The sequence below is a fragment of the Caulobacter sp. 1776 genome, from assembly GCF_040545685.1.
Taxonomy (GTDB): Bacteria; Pseudomonadota; Alphaproteobacteria; order Caulobacterales; family Caulobacteraceae; genus Caulobacter.
In genome coordinates this window covers 119,803-136,648 of the sequence record NZ_JBEPMI010000008.1, presented here as the reverse complement: position 1 = coordinate 136,648, position 16,846 = coordinate 119,803, and the positions used below count along the sequence as shown (strand labels likewise).

16 protein-coding genes are annotated in these 16,846 nt (G+C 68.3%); 13 read left to right on the top strand and 3 right to left on the bottom strand.

The features are described from left to right. Nucleotides 1–32: 32 nt before the first annotated feature. Nucleotides 33–764, top strand: a complete 732-nt coding sequence (locus tag ABIC66_RS21320; protein ID WP_354072926.1) for a TlyA family RNA methyltransferase — start codon at nt 33–35, stop codon at nt 762–764. Between the two features lie 65 nt (nt 765–829). Here the strand turns inward: ABIC66_RS21320 and ABIC66_RS21315 are convergent, their stop codons facing one another. Further along, the gene (locus ABIC66_RS21315; RefSeq protein ID WP_354072925.1) at nt 830–1,486 is read right to left on the bottom strand and encodes a hypothetical protein; all 657 of its coding nucleotides are present in this window, start codon (nt 1,484–1,486) and stop codon (nt 830–832) included. Between the two features lie 220 nt (nt 1,487–1,706). On the opposite strand from ABIC66_RS21315, the gene ABIC66_RS21310 reads away from it, so the two are divergent. From ABIC66_RS21310 to ABIC66_RS21270, 9 genes are all read left to right on the top strand, one after another. Further along, a complete protein-coding gene (locus tag ABIC66_RS21310) occupies nt 1,707–2,948 on the top strand; it encodes a class I SAM-dependent RNA methyltransferase (protein WP_354072923.1) in 1,242 nt (413 codons plus the stop codon). A gap of 7 nt (nt 2,949–2,955) precedes the next feature. Continuing rightward, on the top strand, nt 2,956–4,014 hold the full coding sequence (locus ABIC66_RS21305; protein WP_354072921.1) for a class I SAM-dependent methyltransferase: 1,059 nt from the start codon (nt 2,956–2,958) through the stop codon (nt 4,012–4,014). Between the two features lie 55 nt (nt 4,015–4,069). Then, entirely contained in the window at nt 4,070–5,071 is a 1,002-nt protein-coding gene (locus ABIC66_RS21300; protein ID WP_354072920.1) for an acyltransferase family protein, read from the top strand. Between the two features lie 68 nt (nt 5,072–5,139). After that, nucleotides 5,140–5,520: a YciI family protein gene (locus ABIC66_RS21295; RefSeq protein WP_354072918.1), complete on the top strand. Its 381-nt coding sequence runs from the start codon at nt 5,140–5,142 to the stop codon at nt 5,518–5,520. Continuing rightward, a complete protein-coding gene (locus ABIC66_RS21290; protein WP_354072917.1) occupies nt 5,517–6,776 on the top strand; it encodes an RNA polymerase sigma factor in 1,260 nt (419 codons plus the stop codon). Before ABIC66_RS21295 ends, ABIC66_RS21290 begins: the two co-directional genes overlap by 4 nt. A gap of 79 nt (nt 6,777–6,855) precedes the next feature. Then, on the top strand, nt 6,856–7,260 hold the full coding sequence (locus tag ABIC66_RS21285; protein ID WP_354072915.1) for a VOC family protein: 405 nt from the start codon (nt 6,856–6,858) through the stop codon (nt 7,258–7,260). Nucleotides 7,261–7,282: 22 nt separating this feature from the next. After that, nucleotides 7,283–7,816 carry an SRPBCC family protein gene (locus ABIC66_RS21280; protein ID WP_354072914.1) on the top strand — a complete coding sequence of 178 codons (534 nt, stop codon included), beginning with the start codon at nt 7,283–7,285 and terminating at the stop codon, nt 7,814–7,816. A gap of 139 nt (nt 7,817–7,955) precedes the next feature. After that, the gene (locus ABIC66_RS21275) at nt 7,956–9,038 is read left to right on the top strand and encodes a PA0069 family radical SAM protein (protein WP_354073271.1); all 1,083 of its coding nucleotides are present in this window, start codon (nt 7,956–7,958) and stop codon (nt 9,036–9,038) included. 55 nt (nt 9,039–9,093) lie between these two features. Next, nucleotides 9,094–9,558 carry a glycosyltransferase family protein gene (locus tag ABIC66_RS21270; RefSeq protein WP_354072912.1) on the top strand — a complete coding sequence of 155 codons (465 nt, stop codon included), beginning with the start codon at nt 9,094–9,096 and terminating at the stop codon, nt 9,556–9,558. Between the two features lie 43 nt (nt 9,559–9,601). On the opposite strand, the gene ABIC66_RS21265 is transcribed toward ABIC66_RS21270, so the two are convergent. Further along, entirely contained in the window at nt 9,602–11,218 is a 1,617-nt protein-coding gene (locus tag ABIC66_RS21265) for a lytic transglycosylase domain-containing protein (protein ID WP_354072910.1), read from the bottom strand. Nucleotides 11,219–11,277: 59 nt separating this feature from the next. After that, nucleotides 11,278–12,099: a uracil-DNA glycosylase gene (locus ABIC66_RS21260; protein ID WP_354072908.1), complete on the bottom strand. Its 822-nt coding sequence runs from the start codon at nt 12,097–12,099 to the stop codon at nt 11,278–11,280. A gap of 237 nt (nt 12,100–12,336) precedes the next feature. Here ABIC66_RS21260 and ABIC66_RS21255 point away from each other — a divergent pair, with 237 nt between their 5' ends. The 3 genes from ABIC66_RS21255 to ABIC66_RS21245 all read left to right on the top strand — a co-directional run bounded on the left by ABIC66_RS21255 (nt 12,337) and on the right by ABIC66_RS21245 (nt 16,844). Next, nucleotides 12,337–14,010: an electron transfer flavoprotein-ubiquinone oxidoreductase gene (locus ABIC66_RS21255; RefSeq protein ID WP_354072906.1), complete on the top strand. Its 1,674-nt coding sequence runs from the start codon at nt 12,337–12,339 to the stop codon at nt 14,008–14,010. A gap of 73 nt (nt 14,011–14,083) precedes the next feature. Next, entirely contained in the window at nt 14,084–15,817 is a 1,734-nt protein-coding gene (locus ABIC66_RS21250; RefSeq protein ID WP_354072904.1) for a tetratricopeptide repeat protein, read from the top strand. Nucleotides 15,818–15,971: 154 nt separating this feature from the next. Continuing rightward, a complete protein-coding gene (locus ABIC66_RS21245) occupies nt 15,972–16,844 on the top strand; it encodes a 4-(cytidine 5'-diphospho)-2-C-methyl-D-erythritol kinase (protein ID WP_354072902.1) in 873 nt (290 codons plus the stop codon). The last annotated feature ends 2 nt before the right edge of the window (nt 16,845–16,846 follow it).

The window sequence follows — 16,846 nt, the reverse complement described above, 5'->3', positions numbered from 1 at the left end:
CCTTGGCCGCAAGCCCGTGCTAGAGGGCTTCGATGACCCGCAAACGTATTGATGTCCTGCTCATGGAGCGCGGCGTGTTCGACAGCCGCGCCAAGGCTCGCGCGGCGGTCGAGGCCGGCCTAGTCCGTGTCGGCGACCGCGTGTTTTCCAAGCCCTCGGACATGGTCGACAGGGACGCTGAGATCATCGCTTCGGCCGCTCATCCCTGGGTGGGACGCGGAGCGCTGAAGCTGGTTCACGCGCTGGACCACTGGCCCGTCGCGGTCGAGGGGCGGATCGCGATCGATGTCGGCGCGTCGACGGGCGGTTTCACCGAGGTGCTGCTGTCGCGCGGCGCTCGCCAGGTGTTCGCCGTCGATGTCGGCCGGGAGCAACTGCATCCCAGCCTGCGCGACGACCCGCGCGTGGTGGAGCTGTCGGGCGTCGATGCGCGCGCCCTGGACGCGGATCTCATTCCGACGCCGCCTGATCTGATCGTCAGCGACGTCAGCTTCATTTCGATGGTCAAGGCGCTGCCGGCGGCCCTGGGCCTGGCCGAAGCGGGCGCGGACCTGGTCAGCCTGGTCAAGCCGCAGTTCGAGGCCGGCCGCGAGCATGTCGGCAAGGGCGGCCTCGTGAGGGACCCCGAGACCATCGCCCGCGTCGAGCATGAGGTCGTCGAATTCCTGGAAGCGTCCGGCTGGTCGGTGAAGGGCCTCGCCGAAAGCCCCATCACCGGCGGCGACGGCCAGGTCGAGCGCCTGGTCTGGGCGACGAAACGCTAGGAACGAAAACGGCCGCCCCGATAGGGGCGGCCGATCCGTGTTCCACAAGGCTTGAGGCGTCGGACTTAGTCGACGACCTGATATTTGCCGTTGGCGTCCGGGCAGACGCGCACGAAGCGCTTCTGGACGCGGCCATCCGGCAGATAGATCGGGCTTTCGGCCAGGGTGCAGCCATTGATGTCGGCCTCACCGGTGCGGTCGGTGACCCGATAACCTTCACGGCGCTCATAGCTGCGCTCGTAATAGCTGTCGCGATCGGCGTCGCGGCGGACGTCTTCGTACGAACCCCGACGATAGGCCGGATCCTCGTAGGAGCCGTTGTACGCCGCCGGCGGCGGGGGAGGCGGCGGAGCCTGGCCCGGACGGCAGGCGGCCGAGCTCTTGCCGGCCATGGACCCGACCACGGCGCCCAGCACGCCGCCCAGCACCGCGCCATCGGTGCGGTGGCCGCGCGCGGCGATGCCGCTGCCCAGCGCCATGCCGATGCCGGCGCCGGCCAGACCGCCGCCCGTGGTGCGGTTGGTCGTCGAGCGCTGGCAGGGGTCGTAGTAGTAGCCCCGGTTGTCATAGGCGCCGCCATAGCTCTGCGAGCCATAGGCCTGGGCCGAAGCCAGGGTCGGCGTCAGCACGCCGCAGACGAGGGCGGCGGTCACGCCCAGAACGGTCTTGATCATCGGAGTCCTGCTCGTTGAGGCGGTCGCGGTCTTGCGAGGGAGGGTCATGAGAGAGCTTGTCTTTTTGTGGGCGTCCGCCGCGTCGGCGACGACCGCCCTAGTCCATCCGTTGATGTAGGAATGACGCGGCGAACATGAACAGCGCCTGACCGGACTATTCAGCTTCACTGACATGCGGGGAAAATCGTTCACGGCGCGCGCCGGGGTCCCACTTTTGCGGTATGGACGGCGCCTGAGCAGGCCGGATGGCGTGCGAAACGGATCCAGAATGCAAGAACTGACCATCAACGCCGTCGGCGCCCAGGGCGACGGTCTCGCGCGCACCGGCGAGGGCAAGCCGGTCTTCGTGCCCCTGACCCTGCCGGGTGAGACGATCCTGGCCCAGATGGACGGCGCGCGGGGCGAGGTCGCCGAGATCATCAAGGCCAGCGCCGATCGCGTCACGCCGCCTTGCCGGCACTTCGGCCATTGCGGCGGTTGCGCCCTGCAGCATTGGGCGGCCGAGCCCTATCGCGCCTGGAAGGCCGAACAGGTTCGCCTCCAGCTGTCGATGGAAGGCTTGGAGACCGAGATCCTGCCAACCTTCGCCGCCCCGCCCGCCTCGCGCCGGCGGGTCGCCCTGCACGCGCGCAAGGTGAAGGGCGGAGCGAACCTGGGCTTCAAGGCGCGTCGTTCCTGGAACCTCGTGCCGATCGAGGAATGCCCGGTCACCGATCCGCGCATCGTCGCGGCGCTGCCGGCGCTGGCGCGCCTGGCCGAGCCCTTTCTGGAGCATCCGAAATCGGCGCCGACCCTGCACGTCACCTTGACCGCCACGGGTTTGGACATCGACGTCACCGGGGTCGAGCGCAAGAGTGGCGGGCTGTCGGCCGACGCTCGGATGCGGGCGGCCATGGCGGCGGGCGAGGGCGACTTCGCCCGGGTCACCCTGGCCGGCGAGACGGTCTATGGCGCGCGCCAGCCGCTCGTGAAGCTGGGGCCGGCGGTGGTCGCTCTTCCTGCCGGCAGCTTCCTGCAGGCCGTGCCGGCCGCCGAGCGGGCCATGGTCGACTTCGCGGTCGCCGAGTCCCAAGGCGCGAGCCGTATCGCCGACCTCTATTGCGGCGCGGGCACCTTCACCTTCCGCCTGGCCGAGATCGGGGCGGTTCACGCCGCCGACAGCGCCGGGCCGGCCGTGGCCGCGTTGAAAGCCGCGATCGGGTCGGTCTCCGGCCTCAAGCCGATCACCGCCGAGGCCCGCGATCTCGTCAAGCGCCCGGTCCTGACCACGGAACTGGCCAAGACCGATGTCGTGGTCATCGATCCGCCGCGCGCCGGCGCCGCCGAGCAGACGGTCGAGATCGCCCGCTCCAAGGTCGCCAAGGTGGTCAGCGTGTCGTGCAATCCGGCGACCTTCGCCAAGGACGCCCGCGTCCTGGTCGACGCCGGCTTCCGTCTCGACAAGGTGCTGCCGGTGGACCAGTTCGTCTGGTCGCCCCATATTGAACTCGTCGGGGTGTTCTCGCGCTGAGGCCAGCATGGATGAGCGACGGACGAGAGGGGCTTTCGCGGTCGACGCCGCGAGCCAGCGCGCCAGGGCCGCGGTCAAGGCGGCCTGGTGGACGGCGACGGGTTCGCTGGCGCGCTCCCTGACTCAGCCGACCAAGGGCCAGCAGGCTCGCGGCTTCGCGCCCAAGTCCGCGCCGACGGTCAAAACAAGCCTGCGCCGCGCCTATCTGGAGGCCTTCGAGAAGGACGCCCGCGACATCGCCGCCGGTCTTTATCCGGCCGCCGAGGACGGTCCCGTTCGCCCTTCGGCCGCCTTGCGCGAGGCCGCCGACTTCATCGCCGACGCCTTCGAAGTGGATCAACGCCGGCGACGCGGCGACGGCGTCGAGGTTCGCGCCGCCATCAATAGTCAAGCTTATCCAAACTATTATCGCCAGAACTTCCACTATCAGTCCGGCGGCTGGTTCACGGCCGAAAGCGCGCGGCGCTACGACGCTCAGGTCGAGGCGCTGTTCTCCGGCACGGCGGGAGCAATGCGGCGGCGAGGTCTATCGCTGCTGGCGAAACACTGGCGCGGCCGCGACCACCGCGACGCCAAAATCCTCGACGCGGCCTGTGGTTCAGGCGCTTTCCTCAAGGACCTGAAGACGACCTTCCCACGCGCCGCGGTCGCGGGCCTGGATCTCTCCGAGGCCTATCTGGCCCAAGCCCGCAAGCGATCGGGCGTCGGTGGGATCCAGGCGAATGTCGAAGCTCTGCCATTCGCGGATTCTTCTTTGGACGCCGTGACTTGCGTCTACCTTTTCCACGAACTGCCGCCGCGCGTGCGGCCCGTCGTGGCGGCCAGCCTGGCGCGGGTGCTGAAACCCGGCGGCGTGCTGGTCTTCGTCGACTCGATCCAGCCGGTCGACACGCCAGACCTGGCGCGGCTGCTGGAGGCCTTCCCGGTCTATTTCCACGAGCCGTACTACGCGACCTACGCCGAAATCGACCTGCCGGCGCTGTTCGGGCAAACCGGGCTGCGGCTGATCGGCGAAGAGCGCGCCTTCCTGACCAAGGCGCTGCTGCTGGAGAAACCCGAGACCTGAGTTGCGTTGGCCGCTCCGCCTTGGCAAGCAAGGACCGGGGGCGGGGACGAAGCGCTTGCGCGATCAGGATGCTGGACGACGGTACGAGGCGCTGGACGGCCTGAGGGGCGTCGCGGCGATCGCCGTCATGCTGTACCACATCGGCGGCTGGACCGGCCGGCCCTGGCTGGCGGCGCATGGCTACCTGGCCGTCGACTTCTTCTTCTGCCTGTCGGGTTTCGTGCTGGCCCATGCCTACGGCCGGCGCGAGATCGGCTGGCTGGGCTACATGCGCGCCCGGCTGATCCGCTTATGGCCGCTGATCGCCATCACCATGCTGGCCGGGGCGGCGGTGACGATCGAGCATCGCGAGCGCGTGCCAGGCTGGATCGCGCTCGGCCTGCTGATGATCCCCAGGGTGTGGCCGGACGAGGCGATGTTCTCGCCGCTGTTTCCGTTGAACCCACCGACTTGGTCCCTGTTCCTAGAACTGGCCGCCAGCGCCCTGTGGTTCCCGTTGCGGCGGATCAGCGTCATGGGCCACGTGCTGCTGGTCGTGGGCTTCGGGTGCGCCATGGCCTTCATCAGCCACGGCATGGGCGGCGTGCAAACGGGCTGGGATCGCGCCACCTTCTGGATCGGCCTGCTCCGCACCGCCTTGCCATTTTTGCTCGGCTTCGGCTGCTACCGGATCCGAAGCCACGTCGCCGCGACCGTCCCGGTCTGGGCGCTGGCGATCGTGCTGGCGGTGGTGTTGAGTTTTCCGTGGACGCCGTTGAATTGGCTCTATGATTTCGCCTGCGTCAGTCTGGCCTTTCCGTTGATCGTGCTGGCCGGTCGGCGCGATCCCGACGGTCTCCTGGGCAAGATCTGTCGGGTCAGCGGGGCGATCTCTTACCCGCTCTACATCCTGCACTGGGTGGGCTGGGAGTTGATGCTGCGGCTCTACAAGGCGGTCGGCGGCCAGGGCTATCCGTGGCCCTTCGCCATCGTCTCGATGCTGGTCATCGTCCTGGGCGCCTGGGCGGTGCTCAAGGTCTATGACGAGCCCGTTCGCCGCCGGCTGCGCGCGCTCTAAAAAAATCGCGGCGCCATGTCGGATGCGGGCATAGTCCGCCGTCCTTGGAACGGGAGAGAGGATCGCCCATGCTCTACGCCATACTTTGCTACAACCAAGAAGACGTCATCTGCGCCTGGTCGAAGGAGCACAAGGACGGCGTGATGCAGAAGCTGATGACGGTCCAGCAGCGCCTGAGCCGAGAGGGGCGCCTTGGCCCCGTGGCGCGTCTGATGCCAACCACCGCCGCCACCACCCTGCGCAAGGACCGCGAGCCGGCCCTGGTGCTGGACGGCCCGTTCGCCGAGACCAAGGAACAGCTGCTGGGCTTCTACGTCGTCGACTGCGACTCGCTGGATGGCGCGTTGGAGATCGCCAAGGACCTGGGCAAGGCCAATCCCGGCGGCTCTTATGAGATCCGACCGATCGCGCTGTTTCAGCCCGGCGAGGCCGGAGGCGCTGGCGCGTGACCGATCTCGGTTGGATCGAGGGCGCCATCACCGCCGCCCGGCCTCAGGCCATGGCGGCGCTGCTGCGCTACTTCCGCGACATGGACGCGGCCGAGGAAGCGTTCCAGGACGCCTGCCTGCGCGCCTTGAAGGCGTGGCCCAAGAACGGGCCGCCACGCGATCCGACCGCCTGGCTGATCATGGTGGGCCGCAACGCGGCGATCGACGCGGTGCGCAAGTCCAGCCGCAACACGGCCTTGCCGCCCGAGGAACTGCTGTCCGATCTCGAGGACGCCGAGGCGGAGGCCGCTGAGCGCCTCGACGGTTCGCACTATCGCGACGACGTCCTGCGTCTGCTGTTCATCTGCTGCCATCCGGACCTGCCGGCCACCCAGCAGATCGCCCTGGCCCTGCGCATCGTCTCGGGCTTGTCGGTCAAGGAGATCGCCCGCGCTTTCGTGGTCGGCGAGGCGGCCATGGAGCAGCGGATCACCCGCGCCAAGGCCAAGATCGGGGCTGGCGACGCGTCGTTCGAGGCGCCGGGGCCGATCGAGCGCGCCGAGCGGTTCGCGGCCGTGGCCGCGATGATCTATCTGGTGTTCAACGAGGGCTATTCGGCCAGCGGCAAGGCGCTCGAAGCCAAGGGCGGGCTCTGCGACGAGGCCATCCGCCTGGCCCGCCTGCTGCTGCGGCTTTTCCCGGCCGAACCGGAGATGATGGGGCTGACGGCGCTGCTGCTTCTGCAGCACGCCCGTTCGGACGCCCGCTTCGACGCGGACGGCAACGCGATCCTGCTCGAGGAGCAGGACCGAAGTCTCTGGAATCGCAAGATGATCGGGGAGGGCCTGGCCTTGATCGACAAGGCCATGCTCAAGCGCGCTCCGGGTCCGTATCAGGTGCAGGCCGCGATCGCCGCCCTCCACGCCCGGGCCGCGAAGCCCGAGGATACGGACTGGGCCCAGATCGACATTCTCTACGCGACCCTGGAGGTCATGCAGCCGTCGCCGGTGGTCACGCTGAACCGCGCGGTCGCCGTCGCCAAGGTGCGTGGTCCCGAGGCCGCGCTCGAGATGATCGAGCCGCTGGGCGCGCGCCTCGACGGCTATTTCCACTATCACGGCGCACGGGGGGCGTTCCTGCTGCAGGCCGGCCGCAGGGACGAGGCGCGCCAAGCGTTCGACAAGTCGATCTCGCTGGCCAACACCGCCGCCGAAGCGGCCAATATCCGCCAGTATCTGGACCGCGTTTCGGCCGACGCCGAAAAATCGTCGATCTGAATGTCGGGAAGCGGACGTCCGGTCCGTCCTTGCTTCGAGGCCGCGGGACGCGGTCATCGCCACACGAAAAGGGACCGTCATGACCGAACAACCGCCGCAACTGACCGGGGTCGTCGCCTATATCAATCTGGAGGGCGCCGCCGAGGCGTCGGCCCTGTACCAGCGCGCCTTGGGCGCGCGCGAACTGGTGCGCATGCCCTACAAGGACGAAGACGGTCGGCTGATCCATTGCCACCTGGAGATCAATGGCGGCAACCTGATGATCAGCGACTTCTTCCCGGAACACGGGTTCGATCCGGAGAAGCCGCAGGGCTACACCCTGCACCTACAGGTCCCCGACGTGGACGCCGCCTGGGCGCGGGCGGTGGAAGCCGGCTTCGAGGTCGTCATGCCGATCCAGTTGATGTTTTGGGGTGATCGCTACGGCCAGTTGAAGGACAAGTTCGGCGTGCGTTGGTCGCTGGCGACCACGCCCAAAGCGTAAGAACAACAAAGGGAGAGGGCTCATGTTGAAGATCGTACTGCTGGTCATCGTCGTCGCCATCGTGGGCGTGCTGGGTTACGCGGCCACGCGGCCGAGCGACTTCGTGGTGACGCGGACCGCCGTGATCAATGCGTCGCCGGAAAAGCTGTCTGGCATGGTCGAGGACTTCCACCAGTGGGGCGCCTGGTCGCCCTGGGAGAAGATGGATCCGGCCATGAAGCGGACCTATGGCGGTCCGGCCAAGGGCGTGGGGGCGTCCTACGCCTGGGTGGGCAACGACAAGGTCGGCTCGGGTAGCATGAAGATCGAAAGGGTCGAGCCGGGTCGCGAGGTCGTTTTCGGCCTGCACTTCGTCAAGCCGTTCAAGGCCGACAACCTGGGCCGTTTCACATTCCAACCCGAGGCGACCGGGACCAAGGTCGTCTGGTCCATGGAGGGCAAGAACCCCTACATCGCCAAGCTGATGGGACTGTTCTTCGACATGGACAAGATGATCGGCAAGGACTTCGAGACCGGCCTGGCCAACATGAAGGTGGCCGCCGAAAAGCAAGCCTGACCAAGGGCGTGGCGGCGCGCGGCGTCGTCACGCATCGGTCCAGGATGATCTCGTCGATCGAGCCTTTGGTCGTCGCGGCGCGCCGCATCGGGCGAAGTATGTTCTTGTTATGTTCTGATCGCCGATGCATAGTCGCGGCATGGTCGAGACCGCGAAATTGAAGCCGGCGCCCCGGGGGCGCGGCGCGAAGTCCAATCGAACCGGGCGTTTCGAAGCGCAGGCCCGCGAAGCCTTCGACGACGGTTGGGGCGAGGAGGAAGAACCCAAGCAGTTGAAAACCGAACTGCAGCCGATGAAGTCGCGCACGATCATCGCCCGCAACCAGAGCCCGGACGTCGGCTTCGATCGCTCGATCAATCCCTATCGCGGCTGCAGTCACGGCTGCATCTACTGCTATGCGCGGCCCAACCATGCCTATCTGGGACTGTCCCCAGGCCTGGATTTCGAGAGCAAGATCTTCTTCAAGCCGCACGCCGGCGAGTTGCTGGAGAAGGAGTTGGCCAAGCCTAGCTACAAGCCGGCGACGATCCATATCGGCGGCGACACCGATCCGTATCAGCCCGACGAGAAGCAACTGCGGGTGACGCGGCAGATCATCGAGGTGCTGGACCGCTACAGCCACCCGTTCACGATCATCACCAAGTCGGCCCTGATCCTGCGCGATCTGGACGTGCTCGGGGCCATGGCGGCGCGGAAGCTGACCCGGGTGGCAATCTCGATCACGACGCTGGACCGGCGGCTGGCCCGCAGCATGGAGCCGCGCGCCGCGACGCCGGGCAAGCGGATCGAGGCGGTCCGACGCCTGACCGAGGCGGGAATTCCGGTCACGGTGATGTTCGCTCCGGCCATTCCCGGCCTCAACGACCACGAGGTCGAGGCGGTGCTGGAGGCCTCGGCCAAGGCTGGCGCGCGCGGGGCGGGCTATGTGGCCCTGCGCCTGCCGCGCGAGATCGCTCAGCTGTTCCAGGAATGGCTGGAGACCGATCACCCGGACCGAGCCCGCAAGGTCATGTCCCTGGTGCGCCAGATCCGCTCCGGCGAGGTCTATCGCGCGGCCTGGGGCGAGCGGATGGTCGGCGACGGGCCGGTGGCCGAGGTGCTGCGCCAACGCTTCCACCTGGCGGTCAAGAAGTTCGGCCTGGATCAACCCTGGGCGCCGCTGGACGCCAGCCAGTTCACGCCGCCGAGGCCACGGAGCGCGCAGATGGATCTGTTCGGGTAGTCGTGGTGGGCGCGCGAACCCTTGACCAGGCGTCGCCGCCTCGCCAAGCAGAGCCATGATTTCCGTCGTTCTCGTCGCTTCCGAAGACCTGCCGGGCCTCGCCGCCCAGATGGCCATGCTGGTGCCCGCCGCCGTGGACGGCCTCGTCAAGGAGGTGATCCTGGTCGGGAGCGGCGAGCCGGGTGTCGAGGCCCTGGCCGAGGACAGCGGCGCGCGCCTGGTGACGACATCGGATGACATTGGCGCGAGGCTGTCGGCTGGGGCGGCCGTGGCGCGCGGTGACTGGATCCTGACCCTGAGGTCGGCTCCCGCGCTCCGGGAGGGCTGGCGTGAGCCGATCGAGAAGCACCTGGCGGGCGGGGCGGGGGCGCCGGCTTGCCTGACCGCTCCGGGCGGTCTGCTGAGCAAGCTATCGCCGCGCCTGCACGGCGTGCTGGTGCGACGTCTGGAATGGCCCACCGGCGGTCGTGACGAAAAGGCGCTCGTGAAGGCCCTCAAGGCCAAGCGCCTCGACTATTGAGAACACCTCATCCGCCCATCCTCGTGATAGCGAGATGGCGTGTTCAGGGGTGGGCCTGCGCCAGCTGGGTCATCAGCTGATCAATCGAAGTCGGCGCCGCCACCTGCGGGTCCAGCCGGAAATCCACCGTCCGCGCGCCCGAGGCCACGGCGTCCAGGGTCTTGTTCTCGGCGCCCATCAATTGGCGATAGGTCCAATAGCTGGCCATCACCTTCTCGACGTAGTTGCGCGTCTCCTTGTACGGCAGGCTCTCGATCAGCAGCAGGGTGTCGCAGTCCGCGCCCAGCTGGGCCGCCGTGCGGTTCAGCGTCGCCGGGCCGCCATTGTAGGCCGCCACGGCGCGCAGCAGGTCGGGGCTCTTGACGCCGCGATCCATAAGCCAGGTGAAATAGTCCTGTCCGGCCCTTAGGTTATAGGCTGGGTCGAACAGCGGGCTGTTGTCGGCCAGCAGCTTGTCGTCGCCGACCACATCGGCGGCCGAGGATGGACGCACCTGCATCAGGCCCATGGCGCCGGCGGCCGAGACCGCCATCGGATCGAAGCGGCTCTCCTGGCGCACCAGCGCATAGACCATGGCCTTGTCGATGGTGAAGCCCCCGACCGGATCCAGCGGGGGCAGGGGGTAGTCCTCCCCGCCGACCCGACGCACCGGGCGTCCGGCGTTCAGCGGGGCGTTGGCGTTCAGCGCCAGGGCCAGGGCGGTCCAATCGTCGCGCAGTTCCTGGGTGTCGGCCAGCGACAGGCCGGCGCGCAATTCCATCCCCGCTTCACGCCAGCGGCCGATCTGGGCCAGGGCCGAAGCGCGGCGGGCGCGGGGATCGTCGCGGACCAGCCGCTCCAGCGAGGCGCTGTCGGGGCCGACATAGCTGGCGCGGGTCAGCAGGCTGGCGATCGGGTCGTAGCTCTCTTCGGCGACCGTCGCGCCGGTCATGGCGAGCTGGCGCACGGCGATCATGCCGTAGAAGGTGTGGGGCGAACGCGCCGCCTCGCTCAGAAGAGCCTGGGCGTCGCGGCCGCGGCCGGCCTGGCTGGCCACGCGGGCGGCCCAGAAGGCGCCGGCGGCGCGCAGCCACTCGTCTTCGTGCTCGTCGTGGGCGACCTGTTCGAAAAAGGTCTGGGCCGTGCGGGCGTCGCCCAAGCGGTAGGCCGAGAGGCCCGCGATCCAGGTCTCGCCGCCGGCGACGGCCAGGGTCAGGGCCTTCTGCACGTCACCGGAATAATAGGCCTCGCGGGCGGCGCGGCCCTTGTCGGCGGGCGGCGGGGCGCTTTCGTCGCCGATGAAGAGTTCCGGCACGGGCGGCGCGGCGACGCGCTTGCCGGCCGGCCTGCGCTTGACGGCCAGGGCGTAGACGCGGTCGGCGCCGGCTTCGTCCGCGTAGGCGCGCAGCCACTGGGTCAGGTCGTCGTATCCGGCCGAGTACCGCGTCGGATGCATGATCTTGGCGAAGGCCAGGCGGCCGGCCAGGCTGTGGTCCCGGGCGTTGGCGAAGGCCGCCTCGGCGGCGTCGAAGTCGCCCCGATCGCTCGCGGCGAAGGCGGCGCGATACGAGCGGACGTCATCCGGGCTCAAAGGGTCGAGGGCGCCAGCGCGCGCGACCAAGGCGGTCGCGCACAGCAAAAGGGCCGAAAGAACGGCCAGAGGGCGTGCCCAAAGCTGCAAAAACGTTTCGCGCTCCCCCACAGGCGCGCGTCCCCCGTTCCAACTGGTCGGACGTTGTTTTAGTTCGGACGGTCCGGGCGATCAAGTCGCTCGGTCAGCGTCAGAAGGTCCTGCCAGGCCTTCTTCTTCTGAGCGGGCGTGCGCAGCAGGAACGCCGGGTGCAGGGTCGGCATGGCCGGCAGCTCGAGGGTCTTGTCCTCGGACGTCCATTCGAACCAGCGGCCGCGCATCGACAGGATGCCTTCGTCGCGCTTCAGCATGGCCTTGGCCGAGGCCCCGCCGGCCAGCAGAAGCATCTTCGGCTTCACCAGGGCGATGGCGCGCTCGACGAACGGAGCGCAGACGGCCTGTTCCTGCGGCGTCGGCGTACGGTTGCCGGGCGGGCGCCAAAAGACGGTGTTGGTGATGAAGACGCGCTCTTCCAGGCCGGCGGCCTTCAGCATGCGGTCCAGCAGCTTGCCGGCCCGGCCGACGAACGGCTGGCCTTGAGCGTCCTCGTCGGCCCCAGGGCCTTCGCCGATCACCATCAGCGGCGCGTCGGCGACGCCGCGCGAGAAGACGGCCTGCTTGGCGCCCTGGGTCTTGAGGGGGCAGCCGTCGAAGGCGGCGATGGCGGCGGCCAGGCTTTCGAGGTCATTGCAAGCGGCGGCGGCCGCCCTGGCCGCGACGATCGCCGAGCCAACGTCTGGCCCGCGCGCGATGGCGAGGCCGGGGCGCGAGACCGGCGGCGGGGGAGGCGGGGGCTGGCTTCTGGCCCGCAACATCGCCGCGCCCTCGGCGAGGCGGTCGATCGGCGCGTCCACGTACGAAACGTCGACGCCCGCGTCGGCCCAGAAGGCCAGCAGGCTTTCGACGGCGCGTTGATCGACGGCGAGGCTCATGACACCGTAATTAAAGCCTGGCGGCCAAAAGTGTGAGCGGTTTTGGCGCTCGCCACGCTCTAAAAGTAAAAGGCCGAGCTTGCCTGCGGCAGGCTTGGGCGCGGAACGGCACTGGGCTCTACGCTGCGACGCAGCAAAAAAATAGGATCAGGTGCTTGACCGCCATCGCGTCACGTTCGGATAAGCTGTGATTCAAACAGTCATAAGAGGGGCCGAAGGGCCCAGCCGGGAGACCCCATGAGCGAAGACCTCGAACGCGAGTCGATGGAATACGACGTCGTCATCGTCGGCGGCGGTCCCGCGGGTCTTTCGGCGGCGATCCGTCTCAAGCAGCTGGCCGCCAAGGCCGGGACCGAGATCTCGGTGGCGCTGCTGGAAAAGGGCTCGGAAGTCGGCGCCCACATCCTGTCGGGCGCGGTGATCGATCCCAAGGGCCTAGCCGAGCTTTTCCCGAACTGGAAGGAAGAGGGCGCGCCGCTGGAGACGCCGGTCACCAAGGACCGCTTCAAGCTGCTGGGCCCGCAGGGCGAACTGTCCCTGCCGATGTTCGCCATGCCGCCGTTCATGCACAACCACGGCTGCTACATCGCCTCGCTGGGCAATCTGACCCGCTGGCTGGCGGGCAAGGCCGAAGAGCTGGGCGTCGAGATCTATCCGGGCTTCGCCGCCTCGGATCTGGTCTGGAACGACGACGGTTCGGTCAAGGGCGTGGTGGTCGGCGTGGTCGGCATCGCCAAGGACGGCCATCACAAGCCGGATTTCCAGCCGGGCATGGAGCTGCACGGCAAGTACGTGTTCATCGCCGAGGGCGTGCGCGGCTCGCTGGCCAAGCAGCTGATCGCCAAGTTCAAGCTGGATGAGGGCAAGTCACCCCAGAAGTACGGCATCGGCATCAAGGAGCTGTGGCAGGTCCCGCCCGAGCAGCACCAGCCGGGTCTGGCCGAGCACACCACCGGCTGGCCGCTGGACAACAACACGGGCGGCGGCAGCTTCATGTACCACTTCGGGGACAACTACGTGTCCATCGGCTACGTGGTGCACCTGAACTACAAAAACCCGTGGATCTCGCCGTTCGACGAGTTCCAGCGCTTCAAGCAGCACCCGGGCGTCAAGCCCTATCTGGAAGGCGGCAAGCGCATCGCCTACGGCGCGCGGGCCATCACCGAGGGCGGCTACCAGTCGGTGCCGAAGCTGACCTTCCCGGGCGGGGCGCTGATCGGCTGCTCGGCCGGCTTCGTCAACGTGCCGCGCATCAAGGGCAGCCACAACGCGGTCAAGACCGGCATGCTGGCCGCCGAGGCCGCCTATGCGGCGGTGCAGGAAGGCCGCGCCAGCGACGAACTGATCGCCTACCAGACAGCCTACGAGAAGTCGTGGGTGGCCAAGGAACTCAAAGTCGTCCGCAACGCCAAGCCGATGTTGGGCAAGTTCGGCACGGCGCTTGGCGGCGCGATCAGCATGTTCGACATGTGGTGCACGCACCTGTTCGGCGGTTTCTCATTCTTCGGCACGATGAAGCACGAGAAGACCGACGCGGCCTCGACGGGCCTGGCCAAGGACTTCCAGCCGATCGTCTATCCCAAGCCCGACGGCGTGATCAGCTTCGACAAGCTGTCGTCAGTGTTCCTGTCGGCCACCAACCACGAGGAAGACCAGCCGGCGCACCTGAAGCTAAAGGATCCGTCGATCCCGATCGCGGTCAACCTGCCGAAGTATGGCGAGCCGGCGCGTCTCTACTGCCCGGCCGGCGTCTACGAGGTGCTCTACAACGAGCAGGGACAGGACCCGCGTTTCCAGATCAACGCCCAGAACTGCGTCCACTGCAAAACCTGCGACATCAAGGATCCGTCGCAGAACATCGTCTGGACCACGCCGGAAGGCGGCGGCGGACCGAACTATCCCAACATGTGACGATCACGGCCTCTCGGTCCCGTCCGGGAGGCTTTTTCTTGCGGACCGTCTCGAAACCTCCGAGGGTGACGGGATGACGCGTATCAAAGTCCTGCTCGCCTGCGTTTCCGTCTCGGTCCTGGCCGCCTGCGCCGCCGCTCCCGGGGACGTGATGTTGCGAGGGCCGGTCAATGCCGGTTCGCCCCTGTTCGACACCCGCACCTCTTACGGCCAGTTCCTGGCGGGGCAGGCGGCCCTGCGCGACGGCAAGTCGAAGGAAGCCGCCACCTATTTCGGCACGGCCGCCGTGCTGGGCGACGATCCTGGCGTGATTGGCGAGCGCTCGTTCACGGCCTTGCTGCTGGCCGGCGACATCAGCCGGGCCGCGCTCGCCGCCCCGACCGGTCCGGACGCCAACGAAGCGATCAAGCGCCTGGGCGTGCTGACCCGCGTCGTGGAAGCCATCGCCGTCGGCAAGGGCAAGGACGCCCAGCTGATCCTGAAGGGTGATCCGCTCGGCTTCCCGCACCAGCAGGCCGCCGCGCTGCTGGCGCCCTGGGCCGCCGCCGCGGCCGGAGACGCGGAAGGCGCGATCGTTCAGCCGAGCCTGCGCACCGACAAGCTGGTCCAGTATTTCGGCCAACAGGGCCAGGCGCGCCTGTTCGAGCGCGCCAAGCGCTATGACGAGGCGGAGACCGACTACAAGGCCCTGACCGCCACGACGGCGACGGCCAGCATCTTCACCCTCGACTACGGCGCGTTCCTGGAGCGCCGCAAGCGCCATGCCGACGCCGTGGCCCTCTACGACACGGCCCTGCGTTCGGCGCCGAACGACATGGGCCTGCAGCGCGCCCGCGCCCGCGCCCTCGCCAAGGGCGCGCCGCCGCCGTTGCCAAGCATCCGCCAGGGCGCGGCCGAGGGGCTGGTCGCCTGCGCCGCCACCTTCGCCGGCGAACGCCAAGCTCAGTTCGCCCTGGCCTATCTCCGCCTGGCTCTGCGGCTGGATCCCACGCGCGACGAGGCCTGGGTCCTGGTCGGCGATCTCCTGAACCAGAGCGACGACCGGCAAGGCGCGATCGAGGCCTACGGCCACGTGCCGCCCGGCTCGCCGCACTACGCCTCGGCCCAGAGCAAGAGCGCCTGGGCGTGGAACGACCTGGGCGACAAAGCCAAGGCGCTGGAGGTGGCGCGCTCGGCCGCCGCGGCCGCGCCGAACGACCGCGACGCGGGCGTGGCGCTGGCCGACCTGCTGCGCGCCGGCGGCCAGTGGAGCGAGTCCGTGGCCGTGCTGGACCCGATCATCGCCCGCGAAACGACCACGCCCGATTGGCGGCTGCTGTACTTGCGCGCCGTGGCCCTCGAGCAGGCCAAGCGCTGGCCCGAGGCCGAACGCGATCTGCGATCGGCCCTGAAGATCAATCCCGACGAACCGGAGTTGCTGAATTTCCTCGGCTATTCCTGGATCGACCGCAACGAGCACCTGCCCGAGGCGCTGGCCATGGTCCAGAAGGCCGTCAACGCGCGACCGCAGTCGGGGGCCATGCTCGACTCGCTGGGCTGGGCCTACTACCGGTTGGGTGACTACAAGACCGCGGTCGAAAAGCTGGAGGCGGCCGTCGAGATGGAGCCGGGCGATCCCGACGTGAACGGCCACCTGGGCGACGCCTATTGGAAGATCGGTCGCAAGACCGAGGCGGAGTTCCAGTGGCGGCGGGTCCTCAGCCTCGAGCCCGACGACAAGCAGAAGGCCGAGGCCGAGGCCAAGCTGACGAACGGCCTGGCCCCCACCGGCGCGGCGGCGGTCAAGTCGACGGTCGTCCACAACTGAGCTATCGAGCCCCAGAGTCTGTCGAGTTCAGATGGAATCATCTGGACTCGATAAACAGGCTCTAGATTCAAGAGTTTAGAGCGCGTTTAAGGGCGAAACCGCTTACACTTTCGCCCAACGCGCTCTAGCCTTTTCCAGCTGAGCTTCGAGATCCATGCGGCTTTCCGCCTTCGCCCCGGCCAAGGTCAATCTGTTCCTGCACGTGGGCGGGCCGGACGCCGAGGGCTATCACCCGATCTCAAGCCTGATGGTGTTCGCCGATGTCGGCGACCACGTAGTCATTCAGCCTAGCGACGCGCCGGCCTTCGAGACCGCCGGCCCCTTCGGCGGCGCGATCCCCGCCGACGGAGACAACCTGGTCGTCCGCGCGGCCGGGGCCTTTCACGCCAGGCTGGGCGGGCCGGTCCCGCCGTATCGGTTGATCCTCGACAAGCGCCTGCCGATCGCGGCCGGCCTGGGCGGCGGTTCCAGCGACGCCGGCGCGGCCCTGAAGCTGCTGCGCGACGCCTTGGCGCCCAATCTGTCCGATGCCGATCTGGAACCGATCGCGGCCGGCCTGGGCGCCGACGGCGCGGCCTGCCTGCGCGCCACGGCGCTGATGGCCGAGGGACGCGGCGAGATCCTGTCGCCCGCGCCGAGATTGCCTGAGCTGCACGCGGTGCTGGTCAATCCCCGCGCGCCGTCGCCAACCGGCGCGGTCTATCGCGCCTATGACGCGGCCGTGCATCCGGACGGCGCGGCGCGGCCGTTCCTGCCGTCCGACCTGGAGAGCGCCGAGGAGGTCGCCGGCTGGCTGGCCGCGGCCACGCGGAATGACCTCGAGGCGCCAGCGGTCGCTCTGGAGCCGTTGATCGGCGAAGTGCTGGACGTCCTGCGCGACGAGCCCGAAAGTCTGCTTGTCCGGATGTCGGGTTCGGGGGCGACCTGCTTCGCCCTCTGCGCCGGCGATATCGAGGCGGAGGGTCTGGTCGAGCGCCTGGAGGCGATGCGGCCGGACTGGTGGGTGCGGCGCTGCCGCCTGAGCTAGGA